We start from the raw sequence: 15,076 nt of genomic DNA on the forward strand, positions 1-15,076 counted from the left end.
TTCCGCTTGTGCCAGGGCTGCCATCAGCATCGCAAGAATCGAGCAGCACAGGCGGCAAGGATGGGTGTGGACGGCGTGCGCGCAAAGACCATGCTCAGCGGTACCGGTACCGTCCGATGTCGCGCTCGCAGAAGACACGCCCGTGGCCATCGCTGCTACCTCTGGCGAAAATGCACCATGTCGGCTTTGCTTGAGCATAGGTCAAACCCTGACCAAGCGTAAGGGGACGGGCATCGGCTATGTGGGCGCGAGCACAGGGCGACTCGGCTGCCCGAGTAACATGGATGAAACACAGTGGCGGCGCTGGAGCGGATTCCCACGTCGCTATGCAAAGCGATGTCGGTCCGTTAGGATCGCGGCTGGCAGTGGCCACACGGCCATGACGGACGCTACTGCCCGGCGCCGCAGCGCCAGCAGAACAAGAACAATGGAATATCCGGATGAACAACGACCCGATTGACAGGTCAGGCGAACTCAACGAGCCTGGCAAGCCCGGCGCGCCGGACGATGCAAAGATGAAACAGAATGAGCAGGGCCCGACCGGCAGCAAGCTGCCGATCGCCCCGGTGCATAACGTGCTGCGCGATACGCGCGAATTGCTGAACAGCAGCGGCGAGCTCGAAGCCGGGCGCGGCCTGATCACCGCCATCCTGGCGCTGGCCCTGGGCGGGCTGAGCCTGCTGGGCGTGCTTGCCTTCCATTTCCCGCAGTACCTGACCACCCCCGAACTGCGCCACAAGTATTCCGTGGATGTACTTCGCCATGTGTTGTTTGCCGCGCTGCTGGTGTCGGGCGGCCTGTCGTTGAGCAACCTGGTGCTGGGGCGGCGGCGCAGCCTCAACGCCGCCGCCTTCGCGCTGGTGGCGCTGGCCGTGGCCCTGGGCGGATCGCGCGTGCCGGTGGGCGACTTCCCGGACCACACGCCATACATCGGCCTGGACTGGTTCATCCTCGACCTGCTGGGCTCCACGCTGATCTTCGTGGTGATCGAAAAACTGTTCCCGCTCTACCGCGGACAGGCCGTGTTTCGCCGCGAATGGCAAACCGACCTGGTGCATTTCGCGGTCAATCACTTTATCGTTGGCCTGATCCTGCTGACGGTCAACTTCCTGATCTTCCGGCTGTTCGGCTGGCTGGTGCGCGACAGCGTGCACGCTTTCGTGGGCGGCATTCCGTTCGTGCTGCAACTGCTGCTGTGCATCCTGGCCGCCGATCTGGCGCAGTACTGGACCCATCGCGCCTATCACGAAGTGCCCTTCCTCTGGAAATTTCACGCGGTACACCACAGCACCAAGACCATGGACTGGCTGGCCGGGTCGCGCCAGCACATGCTGGAGCTGGTGTTCACCCGCGTGCTGGTGCTGGCGCCGCTCTACGTGCTCGGTTTCAACAAGGCGGTAATCGACGCGTACATCATCATCGTGGGATTCCAGGCGGTATTCAATCACGCCAATGTGCACCTGCCATGGGGACCGCTGCGCTACCTGGTGGTCACGCCGGATTTCCATCACTGGCATCACGCCTCGGACGACGAGGCGATCGACAAGAACTACGCGGCGCACTACGCCTTTCTCGACTACCTGTTCGGCACCGCGGTGAAATCGGACAAGCGCTTCCCGGAGAAATACGGCGTAGTTGGCGACTATATGCCCGACGGCTTCGTCCGGCAGCAGCTATTCCCCTTCCGCCGCATGCCACCCGCGCGCACGGACGACGAGGCATGAGCCGCATCCGCATGCTGGCCGGCGCCGGCCTGGCGGCGTTCGCGCTAGGGGGTTGCGCCACGCAATGGGGCAGCCATCCGGACGATCTCAATGTCGCCGCGACACGCGGCTCGCCCCTGCCGGTGCGCTTCCAGCAAATGAGCCTGGAGGTCGCAGGGGTCGCGGCGCGGCCACTCGACGTCGAAGCGCTGCAGGTCGGCGATATCCTGCTTTCGGCCACCCCGTCATTCAATTCCTCCGCGATCCGCCTGGCGACGCTATCGCAGGTCAGCCACTCGGCCGTCTACGTCGGCGATGGCAATGTGGTGGAGGCGGTGGGTTCAGGTGTCCGGGTCTATCCGCTGCACCAGGCGCTGGACGATGGCGACATCATCGTGGCTTACCGCCACCCGGGGCTCGACGATGGCATGCGCCTGAAATTGCGCGCCTTCGCCATGGCCCAGGTAGGCCAGCCGTACAACCACATCGGCATCGCCATGCAGGCACCGTTCTCGCTGGAACGGCGCCTGTGCGAGCTACCGGGGGTGCCCGGCGTCGTGCGCAACGCCTGCATGCGCAGCTTCAGCACCATCCAGATGGCCCCCAATGAACTGGACGCACGCAACAGTTTCTTTTGTTCGCAACTGGTACTGGCGTCCTACCGCGCGGCAGGCCTGCCGCTGACCGGCGCAGCGGACGATGCCGTCTCGCCAGCGGACCTGCTCCACATGCGCGAAGGCGACGTGCCCTCCTTCCAGGTCACGCGCAAGCTGGCGTATGTGGGACGGCTGGCGCCCGTGCCCGGCCTGTCCGCGCAAGGCACCGGCGCAGGCCAGCCCGAGGCGGGCAATGACGGCATCGTGCAATCGTGGACGGCGGGACCCTGAACTTGCCGCGGCGGCAGGCAGGCCCGGAACGGGGCAAGCAGTGCATGCGAAGAGCTCTACGCGCATGGCCGATTACGGCGCACCAAAGAAAAAGGCCGCTGCATAAGCAACGGCCTTTTTCATCGAGTCTTGGTGCCCAGAAGAGGACTCGAACCTCCACAGTGTTGCCACCGCTAGGACCTGAACCTAGTGCGTCTACCAATTCCGCCATCTGGGCTTCGTTTTGCTGCTTTGCTGCAGCGCTGCGAAGAACGACATTATGCTGACCACGGAACCTGCTGTCAACATTTTTCTTACACCCCCCTTCCTCCCTGGCATCCCTTTTCTGTGGCCCGGATCACGGCTGGAAACAGACATGCCCCGGCCTGCCGTCGAGGTGCAGGGTGGCGGTGGCGGGACGTGTGCTCGCCACCACCTTGCCCGCCCGCAGCACCAGCAGGCGGGTGGCGCGCAGGCGGATCGCCTCCACCGCGTCGCGCGCCTGCAGCAGCACCAGGTCGGCGCGGCAGCCCGGGGCAATGCCATAGCCCTCCAGCCCGAGGATGCGCGCCGGCGTTTCGGTGACGGCGGCGAAACACGCGCGCATGGCGTCCTGGCCGGTCATCTGCGCCACGTGCAGCCCCATATGCGCCACCTCCAGCATATCGCCCGAGCCCAGGCCGTACCAGGGATCCATCACGCAATCGTGGCCGAACGCCACCGGCACGCCGCCGGCCAGCAGTTCCGGCACGCGGGTCATGCCGCGCCGTCGCGGGTAACCGTCGTGCCGGCCTTGCAGCGTGATGTTGATCAGAGGATTGGCGATGGCGGCGACACCTGCTTCGCGTATCAACGGAATCAGCTTGGACACGTAGTAGTTGTCCATCGAATGCATGGACGTCAGGTGCGAACCCGTGACCCTGCCCTGCAAGCCAAGGCGCACCGTCTGGCTGGCCAGCGTCTCGATGTGGCGCGACAAGGGATCGTCGCTCTCATCGCAGTGCATGTCCACCCGCAACCCGCGTTCGCAGGCCAGTTCGCACAGGATGCGCACCGACTCGGCGCCGTCGGCCATGGTGCGCTCGAAATGCGGAATGCCGCCGACCACGTCCACGCCCATGCCCAGCGCCCGCTTGAGATTGTCGAGCGCGCCGGGCGCGCGCAGCACGCCGTCCTGCGGGAAGGCCACCAGTTGCAGGTCAAGGTATGGCCGGACCTTCTCGCGCACATGCAGCAGCGCCTCGGTGGCAAGCAGGCGCGGATCGCACACGTCCACATGCGAACGGATCGCCAGCATGCCCTTGGCCACCGCCCAGTCGCAATAGGCCAGCGCCCGTTCGACGATCGCGTCCTGCGTCAGCAGCGGCTTGAGCTCGCCCCATAGCGCAATGCCTTCGAGCAAGGTGCCGGACTGGTTGATGCGCGGCATGCCATAGGACAGCGTCGAATCCATATGGAAATGCGCGTCGACAAAAGGGGGCGTGACCAGCTGCCCCGCCGTATCGACCTCGGCGGCCGCGGGTGCCTTGAGCGCCGGCTCGACTGCCTTGATGCGCTCGCCCGCGATGCCGATATCGATGCCGGTACGGCCGTCGGGAAGCGCGCAGTTGCGCAGGATAAGGTCGAGCATGATGGTGGTCTGTTATTTGTTCCTGGCACGATCGGCGTTCATGCGCCCACGCGGTTGCCCTGTCCGGGCACGGGCTGCGATGGCGCCAGGCTCATGCATAGCCAGCCACGCCAGCGGCCGCGAATGTCAACCCGGCCCTGCGCGCACCCCATAACCGCATGGCTTTATCCCCTTGTGGTCGATAGTTGCCTGGCCAGGCCGGCCGGCTCCAGTCCGCAACCGCGCAGCAGCAGCCGCACCAGATGGTCGGTGGCCTGCTCGTAATCGCGCTGGCCCAGATGGCTCACCCCAAGCACGGCGCATACCTGCGACTCGAAATCGGCATAGGTCTGGGTCGCGGCCCAGATCGTGAAAAACAGATGCATGGGATCCACGCTGGCCATCTCGCCGCGCGCGATCCACTCCCGGATCACGCCGGCCTTGCGGGCCACCAGCCCGCGCAGCGCGCCGCTAAGCACGTCGCGGATCTCCGGCGCGCCATGCAGCAGTTCGTTGGCGAACACGCGCGAGGCATCTGGATGGCTCGCCGACAGCCGCATCTTGGCGCGGATATACTGCTCCAGCGCCACCCGCGGGCTTTGCTCCGCGTCGATGATGTCGGTCTCGGTCAGCCACAGCGCGAGCGTATGCGCGAGCACCGCGCGATACAGGGCCTGCTTGGTGCGGAAGTAGTAATGCAGGTTGGACTTCGGCACGCCGGCGCGCGCCGCGATATCGGCCATGGTGGCGCCGGCAAACCCGGCACGCGCGAAGACGTGTTCGGCGGCGCGCAGGATCAGCGCCTCGTTCTCCTGGCGGATGCGCCCGCCCGCCGCCGCCCGCGGCGGCGGAAAGCATGGCGGCTGCGCCGTGGCCCGCGCATCCATCACTTTGTGCCGTAGAGCCTGTCGCCCGCGTCGCCCAGGCCCGGTACGATATAGCCGTGATCGTTGAGCTCCTCGTCGATGGCGGCGGTGACGATGGCCACATCGGGATGCGCGGCCTGCAGCGCGCGCAAGCCCGGGCGCGAGGCGATCAGGCACATGTACTTCAGCGTGCTGACGCCCGCCTCCTTGAGCCGGTTCAGCGCGGCGATGGCGGAGTTGCCGGTGGCCAGCATGGGATCGACCACGATCACCAGCCGCTCGTGAATGTCCTCCGGCATCTTGAAGTAGTACTCGATCGGCTCCAGCGTTTCCGGGTCGCGGTACAGACCGATATGCCCCACCCGCGCGGCCGGCAGCAGGTCCAGCATGCCGTCCAGGAAGCCATTGCCGGCGCGCAGGATCGACACCAGGCACAGCTTCTTGCCCGACAGCACCGGCGATTGCATCGGCGCGATGGGGGTCTTGATGGAGATGGTTTCCATCGCCAGGTCGCGGGTTGCCTCGTAGGTCAGCAACTGGCTGATCTCGCGCACCAGCCGGCGGAAATTGTCGGTCGTGGTGTCCTCGCTGCGCGCCAGCGTGACCTTGTGCTGCACGAGCGGATGATCCACCACCATGAGGGACGGGGTGACAGTCGGAACGGCGGAAAGGTCGGTCATGAAGCGCTCCTGGAGGGCGGTAGCGAACAGGTCTTGCTGCGTGCGTCTTGGTCTAGGTCTAGAACACCGTGCCGTCGCTGTCGATCTCGAACGGCGGCGGACCGCCGGGCCTGCGCTTGGCGGCAATACGCCGCCCCGCGGCCCAGGTGCCCCCTTCCAGCACGCGTGCCAGCGGGAAATCCGCGGCCGACAGACCCAGCGCCTCGCGCACCGACGCGGCCACCAGGTCCAGCCCGGTCACCGTGAGTGCGCGCCACTCCACGATGACCGGCTCGTCCACCGTGTGCGTCGCGGCGGCAAAGCCGGGGTCGCGCGGCACCATCAGCTCGAAATCGAACAGCAGGCCGCCGTTGCGGTATTCAGGCAAGCCGGTCAGGGCTTCCAGCCCGGTCACCTTCAGGCCGGCATCTTCCAGCGGCTCCAGCAGCGAGTAGGTCAGCCACTGGGTCAGCTTATGGAACGGCACCAGTCCATCGGTGCAGGCCGGGTGGCGCCAGCAGTCGCCCAGCGAGACGCCTTCCAGGCTGATGCGCCCCGGCCACACCGGCCCCAGCGCCACCAGTAGCGTGGTGAGCACGTAGCCGGCCTCGATCTGGCCGTCGACGGCATGGGCCTTGAGGTAGTCGTACAGGTTGCCCAGCCGCGCCGGTGTGCCGAACACGGCCGGCGTGGCCTGCGCCACCTCGCCGAGCCGCCGCAGCAGCCCGGCGCGCCCCTCCAGCCCCACCAGCGGGTTGTGCTGCGCCACCTGGAAAGCGGTGGCGATGGTGGACGCATCGATCCGCCTCAGCCGCTCGGCGTCGGCGCGCAGCGGCTGGCCCGATTCGGCCGAAAAACCACCCCGAGCGAACAGGTCGAAGCTGGCGACGCCAAGCCCTTCGGAGCGGGTCAGCGACAAATCGCTGGCCGGGTCGCGGTAACGCCAGCCCGGGCCGGCCCCGGCATCCAGCAGTACGCTGGGAATCACCAGGTCGATGCCGATGCGGGCGCGCTCCTCGCGATCGGACTCGCCGGACAGCCCGCCGCGTTCGCACAGGATCTGCCAGCGGTCCCGCTTCTCGCCCGGGCCACCGCTTTCGAAGTGCCGCCAGCGGCTGTGGTAGGGCACGTTGAGGTCGGGATAGCGCTGGCGGATGGTGGTCGCGACGTAATCGGCGACCGCCGGAATCCGCTCCGGATGCCAGGTAAACAGCCCGGATGCGCCAGCCGCCACGTGATCCGTCACCGCGGCGCAACGGGTGCGCACCGCGTGGCCGGTCAGCAGTGCCGCGGCGGGATGGCCGGGAGGCACTGGACAGGCCCAGCCGGCGCGGTCCTCCGCGCCATGCGCGGAAGCTTTCGGGCCGCCATCCGGCGGGCCCGCTTCGGGTGTCTCGTTCATTCGTCCAATCCCCTACCCTTGGCCAGTGCGAGTTCTTCCGCATCCGGCGGGGTATAGCTCGTGAAATAGCCAGCCGCCACCTTGGCGTCGATTTCCACGCGGGCGTCGGCCGGAATCAGCGCATCGGGAATCGCCACCTGCTCGACCACCTCGATACCCTGGGCTGTCAGCGCCCCGTGCTTCATATTGCTCATCGAAGCCCAGCGATCGATACGCTTGATGCCGAGCCAGTGGAACACATCGGGCATAAGCTCCTGGAAGCGCATGTCCTGCACGCCCGCCACGCATTCCGTGCGGGCAAAATAAGTCTCGGCGCGGTCGCCACCCACCTGGCGCTTGCGGGCGTTGTAGACCAGGAACTTGGTCACTTCTCCCAGCGCACGGCCCTCCTTGCGGTTATAGACCACCAGGCCCACCCCGCCCTGCTGGGCCATCTCGATGCAAACCTCGATGCCGTGCGCCAGGTAGGGCCGGCAAGTGCAGATATCGGAGCCGAACACATCGGAGCCGTTGCATTCGTCATGCACGCGGCATGCCACCTTGGTCTCGGGCTTGCCAAGCTGGCCGACATCGCCGAAGAAGTACAACGTCATGCCCCCGATCGGCGGCAGGAACACCTTCAGGTCCGGCCGGGTCACCAGTTCGGGAAACATGCCGCTGGTCTGCTCGAACAGGCTGCGGCGCAGCATGCTTTCCTTGATATCGAAGCGGCGCGCCAGCCCGGGCAGGTACCAGACCGGATCGATCGCCGCCTTGGTGACGCGCACGTCGCCGTTGGCATGCAGGATGTGGCCATCCGGCTTGAGGCGGCCGGCAGTGATGGCGCCCATCAGTTCGGGCATATTGATGTGGGCCCGCGTAACGGCGATCGACGGGCGGATATCGATGCCCGCCGCGATCCGGTCGGCGAAGGCGCTGGACACCAGGTGGCCCCAGGGATCGAGCGAGACGATCTTGTCCGGATCGCTCCATTGCGGATGGGGTCCGATGCTTTCGGCCGGGGCGGTATCGGTGAGGTCGGCGCGATGGTCGCGCTGCAGCTTGCCGGAGGCCACCGCCAGCGCCCGGTACACCGCGTAGGCCCCGGAATGGGTGCCGATCACATTGCGCTGCGCCGGATTGGTCAGGCTGGCGATCACGGGACCGCGCTCCGCCGCGCTGACGGCCCCCCAGTGGATGGGCTCGGCCGGCTTGTCGCGGCGCGCGTGCGAGGTCAGGACGATATGATCGGACATGGCAGCCTCGGAACAGGAATCCTGACCAAACGGTCAGGTTTGCAATTCCATAGTAGGCAACCTTCGTGCCATATCCCAATGCTCGTTTCCACCCTGTGTTGCATGCCGCACCATGCGGCGGCGCACCGGGAGCGTGCGCGCGGTCCTGCCCGCTGGCCGGGGATGGTGCAGAAGCACCATGTAAAAGCGGCACCCGCCCGCCGGGGCCGGGTGCCGCGTGGACGCGACCGGATGCGCCGGGAGGCCGGCAGGAAACGTCAGGTCGACTGCTGCCGCTGGACCGGCCGCGGGCGTGCCGGCCACAGTGCCAGGCGCAGGCTCCGCAGCGGCGCGCCGCGCTCCACGTAGCGGTGGAACACGGCACCGGCGGCATTGCTAAGCGCCCATGCCAGCACCATGCCAAGCGCATTGAGAACTGGCTGGTGCGGTACGAGATGGAATACCAGGGCGTTCACGACCAGGCAGACCGGAAAATGCACCAGGAAGACCGAATAGGAAATACGCCCGAAGAATGCCAGTCCCCGCGCCCGCGGCCAGTGTTCGAGCCAGCCGCCGCGCCGTGCCGCGCCAAGCAGCAAGGCAACGGCCAGCGCCACGGCGATGCGCAGGCGGAAGTCCAGGATCAGCGCCGCCACCACCACGGCACCGAGCACCAGCAGCGCCACCGGCGAACGCTCCGGCGCGGAGACCCAGAACGCCAGCGAGCCGAGGCCATAGGCACCGAAGAAGTAGATCGCCCAGACATCCCAGGCCGCATTGCGGTTGAACCAGAACAGCGACGCCAGCACCAGCCCCGCCACCGTCAGCGTACCCAGCTGGCTGCCGCCAAGCTCGAACCATTGCGCGCAGCGGCGCGCCGCCCACAGGGCGACAATCAGCAACGCGAACAACTGCAGGTCGATCGCCACATACCAGACCCCGGCCGACAGCGCGTCGAAATCGAGCAGGTTGTGCAGCAACAGCACATGCGCCAGGAACTGATGCAAGCCCGGTGCGGAAGGAATGGAATCATGCCGCATCCAGGTGCGTGCGATGGCCGCACCGGCAATGGCAATCAGGATAGCCACCGTATAAGGCACCACCAGCTTCTGGTAGCGGCGCCAGATCGCCAGCAAGGGATGCGGCACCACCAGATGCCCGCCGGGCGCCAGGCTGCGCGCCGCCAGGAAACCGCTGACCACCAGGAAGACCTGCACCGCGATACGCGCGTATTGCGAGAGCCAGTCGAGCAGATCGGGCGCCAGCACGTGGGCCGCATCGGACATGGGGCCGTAGAAAGCAAGATGGTGCAGCACGATCAGTTGCGAACTGAGCGCTTTCAGAGCGTCGATGCACGCCATGCGCGAAGGACGGGGGCTCATTCCCATTTGTTATAAGAATGCTACAAAGTACATGAGAAGCGGATTCTACTCCTGTGCGATCGCGCTGCGCGCCAAGGCGGGATATCGTGCCCCGCTGTGGCGGGTAAGGTACATGGTGGAGCCCCTCATTGCATTTTGCCGGGACGCGATCTCGCACCGGCCCCGGCCTGCTGGCTCCGCCAACGCCGGGCTGCGCGGGCTCAGCACGGAGATCGCCTTGCCCCTTGCCGTAAGCAAACTGTCATGTAACAGACCTATGGTAGGAGATCGCCCCCCCCCTGCATCGCCGATGCGGTGCAGATTTCTGGCGTCACTTACCGGAGGCCACTATGTCGGTCAGGCTCAGGTGCTGGTCCGAAGACGGCGAGGAAATCATCGACGTACCGCAATCCCAATTGATTTCGCAGTTCGCGCCACATGGCACAACGCCGCCGCCCAAACAACCGGTCGAGGCGGAAGACGTGTCGATAAAATGGACGATGCCGGACGATCCGGACAGTTTTGGCGATTTCGCGTAGCAGGCCCAGGTTTCATCTGCAAAAAGGCCCGCTTGCGCGGGCCTGCCTCTGAGGCTTGCTGCGGCAGATCTTCAGCGCCCGCGCCGCTCGGGAAACCAAAGCGGCTGTCGGCCAGAGCGCCGTGCGTCGACCGGGAACCCGAAACTAGCGCGCGCCCGACACCCTGCACGACAACCGGAAAAGCGCCGCGGCCGCCGCCAGCGACACCCAGTAATCCGTCGGCGCACCCGCCCACCAGTGAATATGCCAGGGCACGAAATCCGGCGCGAAGCGGGCTATGCCAAACGCCGGGTTCAGCACGAACCAGAGAAAATCCTCGGTAATCCAGAACACCATGATGCAGGCGATAACCCGCGCCTCGGCCCGCCAGTTCCAGCGCCCGCCGAACAGCAGCGGAAAATGGAAAAACAATGCCACGCAGGGAAATACCCAGGCGTGATAGCCGGTCATCGGGCGGCCACCCCAGAATATGTCCAGCAACCAGTGATGCTCGATGCGCCAGGTGGGCAAATTGCCGGCCCACCCCGCGGCCCCCTCGATCTGGATCTCCACATTGGCGAAGAAAAAAGCCAGCAGCAAAGTCCAGGCCACCGTGAGCACAAGCACCAGCGGATGCCGCGGCGGGTAGGCAGGCGCGGCCTCGCGCGAGGCCGACAGGTTCAGGGTGCGCATCTCAGCGTCCCACCGTGGCGGCCGTCACCGCCTGGCCCTGCCGTCCCGCCGGTTCCGTCTGCGCCATCCGCCCCAACACGATTTCCAGCACGCGCCGGGCCGCCGCTGGCTGCCCCAGGGCACGGGCGCGGGCGCGCATCTGGTCGAGCCGGGCCGGTTCCGCCAGCAACAGCCGCACGCGGTATTCCAGAGAAACCAGGTCGACTGCCTTGAGCGCGGCGCCCTGCTCCAGCAGGTAATCTGCGTTGCGCTCTTCCTGCCCGGGAATCGGCGCGTTGACCACCATCGGCACGCCCATCGCCAGGCATTCGGAGGTGGTCAGCCCGCCCGGCTTGGTGATGACCAGGTCGGAACAGGTCATCAGGCGCTCCACCTCGTTGGTGAAGCCAAAGGGAAATAGCCGGCCGGGATGCGCGGCGGCCAGGGTCTTGAGGCGCGCCAGCGCGGTCTCGTTGCGCCCGGCCAGCACGATCAGCTGGAAGTCGTGTTCCAGCCGCATCAGCGCGCCCGCCACCTCGTCCAGCCCGCCAAGACCCGCCCCGCCACCCATCAGCATGATGGTGCGCCGCGCCGGATCGAGCCCGAAATGCCGGGCGCAGGCTTGGCGGTCCTGCGGATGGGCAAACGCCGGCACCACGGGAATGCCGGTGGTATGGATGCGGCCGGCCTCGATGCGGCTGGCGCGCATGCGGAAGGCGATCTCCTCGCTGGCGGCGAAGTAGCCAGTCATATGCGGAATCACCCACATGCCGTGCAGGTCGAAATCGGTCACCTGCACCCATACCGGCACCGCCAGCCGCTGCCGCCGCACTTCATGCATCAGGATCTCGGCAGGCAGGAAGTGCGTGCAGACGATGGCATCCGGGGCAAACTCGTCGATCGCGCGGCGCAGTGCGCGCGTGCTCAGCCGCTCGGCGGCGCGACGCAGCTTCTGCATCGGCCCGGCGGGGTCCGCCTCGGAAGTATGTTGATAGAGCATCCCCCAGATCGCCGGGTAGCTGTTCACCAGCTTGATATAGAAATCCGTATACAGCTTGCGGAAAGTCGCCGGAACGTACTCCATGACGTCGAGGTGCAGGGTCTGCACCCCGGGAAACTCGGCTTCGGCGGTAAGGCGCAGCGCTTCGGCGGCGCGCATATGGCCGGCGCCGGCGGAAACGCTGAGAAACAGGATCTTCTGCTGCGACATGTGGACTTGGGTTTCCGGGAGTCACCCCGGATGTTCGGAAATGGCGGGTAGCAGTGTATACGCCCGGCGAGGCAGCCGGCCGCGGCAAGGCAGGGAGGCCGCCGCGGCCTCACTTCATGACGAACGACTTGACCAGGGTCAGTTCGCCGGGCTTGCGCATCGGCACACGGAACACCTGCTGCTTTTCATTGGGCGTGTTCTCGTCGGTGATCACCGCGACCTGCGCCACGGTGATGGCTTCCGGGCCGGCACCGCTGCCATAGTAGTTGACGTAGACCAGGTAGGTCCCGGGCGGCGGCGCGGCAATCGAATAGATCTCGGGACCGTAGCCGGTGGTCACGTCGACGTCGAGCGCGCCGCCGTTGGTGGCCACGCGATTGGCATAGAAGGTGTGCTGGCCATCGGGCGCCACCACGTGCAGGTCCAGGTCGGTGCCGTCGCTATCCCAGGACAGCACCACGCGCAGGCGGGGACGGGTCTTGCGCTGGTAGCCGTCGTAGAACTGCACGCGCTTGCTGGCGCCCTGCGCGGTACGCATCTCCACGCTGTTGCTGCCGCCGGAGAAGGCATAGGGCCGAGAAAAGCGGCCATCCTCCTCCACCCGTTGCGGCATGGCCACGCCGTTGACCACCAGGGTGGCGACCGAACTGCCGTCGCCGCGCCTGGCGCGCCGGGCCTGCGGCTGGCCTTGCACAACGCTCGCTGCCTGGACGTCGGCAGTCTTCGGTGAGGAGCGGATACGCCCGGCAATCATCGCGCTGGCGGCCTGCCCGGGCCTGGTGGAAACCGCCACCGCCGGGTAGTGCACTTCCTGGGTGTAGGCCGACGCGTCGCCGGCCGAGTTGCGCCAGCCATTGCTCGGCGTAGTGAATTCAATGGCCTCGTCCGCGTGCGCGGCGCCCGCCAGCAGCAGCAGCGCGGGCAGGGTCAGGCTGGTAAAGAAAAGATTCGGCAAACGCTGCATATCCATGGTTCCTTCCTGGCATTCCTTGCGGCGGTTCTGGCTAGGCTTCCGGCGGCGGACCGGGATCAGAAACGCACCGATTTCATCAGCGCCAGTTCGCCCAGCTTGCGCAGCGGCACCACCAGGGTTTCACGCTTTTCATTGAGCGTGTTCTCGTTGTAGATCAAGGTGAGCTTGGCGGTGATCAGGTCGCGAGCGTTCGCTCCCTTCTCGAAGTTGTAGCCGGCGGCGCTGAAATTGCCCCAGTAGTTCACATAGAACAGCCACACCCCCGGCCGCGGTGCCGCGCTGGAGAAAATCTCCGGCCCCGCCCCGTCCACGCTGTCGACGTCCAGGCCACCGCCCTCGGCCAGCAGCGGGCTGGCGAAAAACGCGTGGCCGCCGTCCGGGGAGATCACATGCAGGTCGACCTCGGCCTTGGGATCGTCCCAGGTCAGGACCGCGCGCAGCTTGGCCTGGGTCCTGGTAGCGTCGGCCTCAAAGAACTGCAGGCGCTGGCGCGAAGCGCCGTCGGCGGACACGATCTCCACGCTGTTGGAGCCGCGGCCGAACGCCCACGGCCGGGCGAAGCGCCCTTGCTCATCGGCGTACAGCGGCATGGCGGTGCCATTGACGACCAGCGTGGGCGGCTTGCGGTCGTCCTTGCCGACCTTGCGCAGGCGGCCCTCGATCAGGGTGCGGTATTTCTGCGCGCCGCGATCCACCGGCGGCTTGGGATAAGCGGCGGTATAGCGCTCGAGTTCATTCGACAGGCCGCCGTGGCGCCAGCCCCCGACCGGGCCATCGAGGTCCGCGACCGGCTCTGCCGCGGCGATCAGCGGCAGCCCGGCGCAGGCCAGGGCGAGCGCGCCGCGGCGCCAGTTGCACAGGAGATTGCGGGTCAGGTTCATGATGGATTTTCCGTGCGCACCAGCTTGCGCGCCAGGCCTTCGACGAAGTTTTCGTCCTGGCCGCGAGGATAGCGCGCGAACGCGAGATGAAGATATTCGTGGGCCAGCGCGATGCGGTCGTCCTCGCTGGCGAGCCGGTGGATGTAGAGGCGATTGCGGCGCGCGTCGGCATATGGCCGGCCTTCGCGCACTTCGCACACGGCGGGCAGCGGCGGGGTTTCGTAACCCGGCTCGCCGGCAAGCCGGCGCGCCCACTGCGGCGCGCGCCGGGCCAGCCACTGGCGCGCATTGGCCACCGCCAGGCAGTCGCCGGCCACCGGGCTCTGGAACGAGGTCAGCGTGGCCTGCGGCCACCAGCGCGCCAGGATGGCGTCGAATGCCTGCCCCTGCCCGGCCGCGCGTTTGGCCTCGAGCCAGGCCATGCGCCCCTGGCCGCCCGCATCGTGGTGGTAGCGCACCGCCACGCCGGACAGCACCAGGGCATCGGTCAGGTCGGCGGCACGGCGCGCCGCCGCCGTGGGCGCGCGCGGCAGCACGCGCTGGGTGCGGCTGCTGTCGGCAATATGGAAGCAGCCTTGCTCGCGCGTGGCCTGCTGGATCAGGTAGCTGCGCGCGGCGACAGCAAGGGCGCGGGCGGCCTCGGGCTCGGCGGTATCGCCTTCGCGCTCGACCACGCGGGCCACGTAGTCGTTAAGGCCAAAGCGGCCCAGCACGCGCGGCGCGGCGCCCGGCGCGCGCAGCAGCGTCAGTTCGCCGCGGCTTTCCAGCCGCAGGCTGTTGCCGTTGGCGAACTCGGCGCGGAAGCTGCCATTGAGCGGACCGGCCGGCGCGGCCTTCCGCCCCGGACCGGCCCCCACGGCGAGCAGATCGCGCAAGGGGTAACGCTCGAACATGTCGACCAGCACGCAGGCGCCGTCGTCGGGCACCGGCACGGATGCCAGCAGCGGCTGCAGGCGCGGCGCCGCGCGCCGCAATACATTGGCGCTGGCGCCGGGCCCGCCCAGCCAGACCGGGCTGCCATCGGCAAGCCAGCCCGCGGCGCCACCGATCGACGCGCCCGGCCGCGCCGGGTCCGGCATGGTCCAGGTCTTGGCGCGCAGCAGGCTGCCATAACCGGCCAGCGCGCCCTCGCCGCGCCCCAC

At 67.1% G+C, this 15,076-nt stretch carries 15 protein-coding genes and 1 tRNA gene; 3 read left to right on the forward strand and 13 right to left on the reverse strand.

Annotated elements, in window-relative coordinates:
• A partial coding sequence (locus tag P3W85_RS44555) for a hypothetical protein (protein ID WP_276269528.1) occupies positions 1-198 on the reverse strand: 198 nt, incomplete at its 3' end.
• A 242-nt stretch (positions 199-440) separates the two neighbouring features.
• Between P3W85_RS44555 and P3W85_RS44560 the strand changes: the two genes are divergently transcribed.
• Together P3W85_RS44560 and P3W85_RS44565 are read left to right on the forward strand one after the other, a co-directional pair.
• Positions 441-1,724 carry a sterol desaturase family protein gene (locus P3W85_RS44560; RefSeq protein ID WP_017230439.1) on the forward strand — a complete coding sequence of 428 codons (1,284 nt, stop codon included), beginning with the start codon at positions 441-443 and terminating at the stop codon, positions 1,722-1,724.
• Positions 1,721-2,590 (forward strand): YiiX/YebB-like N1pC/P60 family cysteine hydrolase, encoded by an 870-nt coding sequence (locus tag P3W85_RS44565; protein WP_017230438.1) that lies wholly within the window; start codon positions 1,721-1,723, stop codon positions 2,588-2,590. Before P3W85_RS44560 ends, P3W85_RS44565 begins: the two co-directional genes overlap by 4 nt.
• A 130-nt stretch (positions 2,591-2,720) precedes the next feature.
• On the opposite strand, the gene P3W85_RS44570 is transcribed toward P3W85_RS44565, so the two are convergent.
• From P3W85_RS44570 to P3W85_RS44600, 7 genes are all read right to left on the reverse strand, one after another.
• Positions 2,721-2,807: transfer RNA gene (locus P3W85_RS44570), tRNA-Leu, on the reverse strand.
• 120 nt (positions 2,808-2,927) lie between these two features.
• Complete coding sequence (locus P3W85_RS44575; RefSeq protein WP_017230437.1) at positions 2,928-4,199, reverse strand: amidohydrolase family protein; 1,272 nt, start codon at positions 4,197-4,199, stop codon at positions 2,928-2,930.
• A 164-nt stretch (positions 4,200-4,363) separates the two neighbouring features.
• Entirely contained in the window at positions 4,364-5,065 is a 702-nt protein-coding gene (locus P3W85_RS44580; RefSeq protein ID WP_276269529.1) for a TetR/AcrR family transcriptional regulator, read from the reverse strand.
• A complete protein-coding gene (gene upp / locus P3W85_RS44585; RefSeq protein WP_017230435.1) occupies positions 5,065-5,724 on the reverse strand; it encodes a uracil phosphoribosyltransferase in 660 nt (219 codons plus the stop codon). The genes P3W85_RS44580 and upp overlap by 1 nt, the downstream gene beginning before the upstream one ends.
• 58 nt (positions 5,725-5,782) lie before the next feature.
• Complete coding sequence (locus tag P3W85_RS44590; RefSeq protein WP_276269530.1) at positions 5,783-7,105, reverse strand: URC4/urg3 family protein; 1,323 nt, start codon at positions 7,103-7,105, stop codon at positions 5,783-5,785.
• Positions 7,102-8,340 carry a GTP cyclohydrolase II gene (locus tag P3W85_RS44595; protein WP_276269531.1) on the reverse strand — a complete coding sequence of 413 codons (1,239 nt, stop codon included), beginning with the start codon at positions 8,338-8,340 and terminating at the stop codon, positions 7,102-7,104. The genes P3W85_RS44590 and P3W85_RS44595 overlap by 4 nt, the downstream gene beginning before the upstream one ends.
• A 257-nt stretch (positions 8,341-8,597) precedes the next feature.
• On the reverse strand, positions 8,598-9,701 hold the full coding sequence (locus P3W85_RS44600; protein ID WP_276269532.1) for an acyltransferase family protein: 1,104 nt from the start codon (positions 9,699-9,701) through the stop codon (positions 8,598-8,600).
• A gap of 329 nt (positions 9,702-10,030) precedes the next feature.
• Here P3W85_RS44600 and P3W85_RS44605 point away from each other — a divergent pair, with 329 nt between their 5' ends.
• A complete protein-coding gene (locus P3W85_RS44605; protein ID WP_017230432.1) occupies positions 10,031-10,219 on the forward strand; it encodes a hypothetical protein in 189 nt (62 codons plus the stop codon).
• Between the two features lie 144 nt (positions 10,220-10,363).
• Here P3W85_RS44605 and P3W85_RS44610 read toward each other — a convergent pair whose 3' ends face one another.
• The 5 genes from P3W85_RS44610 to P3W85_RS44630 all read right to left on the reverse strand — a co-directional run.
• Positions 10,364-10,891: a hypothetical protein gene (locus P3W85_RS44610; protein ID WP_276269533.1), complete on the reverse strand. Its 528-nt coding sequence runs from the start codon at positions 10,889-10,891 to the stop codon at positions 10,364-10,366.
• A 1-nt stretch (position 10,892) separates the two neighbouring features.
• Positions 10,893-12,080, reverse strand: coding sequence for an MGDG synthase family glycosyltransferase (locus P3W85_RS44615; RefSeq protein ID WP_017230430.1), 1,188 nt, complete (start codon positions 12,078-12,080; stop codon positions 10,893-10,895).
• Between the two features lie 109 nt (positions 12,081-12,189).
• Entirely contained in the window at positions 12,190-13,044 is an 855-nt protein-coding gene (locus P3W85_RS44620; protein ID WP_276269536.1) for a YfaP family protein, read from the reverse strand.
• A 65-nt stretch (positions 13,045-13,109) separates the two neighbouring features.
• Positions 13,110-13,934: a YfaP family protein gene (locus P3W85_RS44625; protein ID WP_276269534.1), complete on the reverse strand. Its 825-nt coding sequence runs from the start codon at positions 13,932-13,934 to the stop codon at positions 13,110-13,112.
• Positions 13,931-15,076, reverse strand: a 1,146-nt coding sequence (locus P3W85_RS44630; protein WP_276269535.1) for a DUF2300 domain-containing protein, incomplete at its 5' end; no start/stop codon positions are given. The genes P3W85_RS44630 and P3W85_RS44625, both read right to left, overlap by 4 nt.

This window comes from Cupriavidus basilensis (genome assembly GCF_029335485.1).
Classification (GTDB): Bacteria; Pseudomonadota; Gammaproteobacteria; order Burkholderiales; family Burkholderiaceae; genus Cupriavidus; species Cupriavidus basilensis_E.

Bases quoted from the DNA above. Each gene is read 5' to 3' on its own strand.
- P3W85_RS44565 (WP_017230438.1), top strand. From the start codon at position 1,721: ATGAGCCGCATCCGCATGCTGGCCGGCGCCGGCCTGGCGGCGTTCGCG.
- P3W85_RS44615 (WP_017230430.1), bottom strand. From the start codon at position 12,080: ATGTCGCAGCAGAAGATCCTGTTTCTCAGCGTTTCCGCCGGCGCCGGC.
- P3W85_RS44600 (WP_276269532.1), bottom strand. From the start codon at position 9,701: ATGAGCCCCCGTCCTTCGCGCATGGCGTGCATCGACGCTCTGAAAGCG.
- P3W85_RS44580 (WP_276269529.1), bottom strand. From the start codon at position 5,065: ATGGATGCGCGGGCCACGGCGCAGCCGCCATGCTTTCCGCCGCCGCGG.
- P3W85_RS44610 (WP_276269533.1), bottom strand. From the start codon at position 10,891: ATGCGCACCCTGAACCTGTCGGCCTCGCGCGAGGCCGCGCCTGCCTAC.
- P3W85_RS44625 (WP_276269534.1), bottom strand. From the start codon at position 13,934: ATGAACCTGACCCGCAATCTCCTGTGCAACTGGCGCCGCGGCGCGCTC.
- P3W85_RS44605 (WP_017230432.1), top strand. From the start codon at position 10,031: ATGTCGGTCAGGCTCAGGTGCTGGTCCGAAGACGGCGAGGAAATCATC.
- P3W85_RS44560 (WP_017230439.1), top strand. From the start codon at position 441: ATGAACAACGACCCGATTGACAGGTCAGGCGAACTCAACGAGCCTGGC.
- P3W85_RS44575 (WP_017230437.1), bottom strand. From the start codon at position 4,199: ATGCTCGACCTTATCCTGCGCAACTGCGCGCTTCCCGACGGCCGTACC.
- P3W85_RS44595 (WP_276269531.1), bottom strand. From the start codon at position 8,340: ATGTCCGATCATATCGTCCTGACCTCGCACGCGCGCCGCGACAAGCCG.
- P3W85_RS44620 (WP_276269536.1), bottom strand. From the start codon at position 13,044: ATGCAGCGTTTGCCGAATCTTTTCTTTACCAGCCTGACCCTGCCCGCG.
- upp (WP_017230435.1), bottom strand. From the start codon at position 5,724: ATGACCGACCTTTCCGCCGTTCCGACTGTCACCCCGTCCCTCATGGTG.
- P3W85_RS44590 (WP_276269530.1), bottom strand. From the start codon at position 7,105: ATGAACGAGACACCCGAAGCGGGCCCGCCGGATGGCGGCCCGAAAGCT.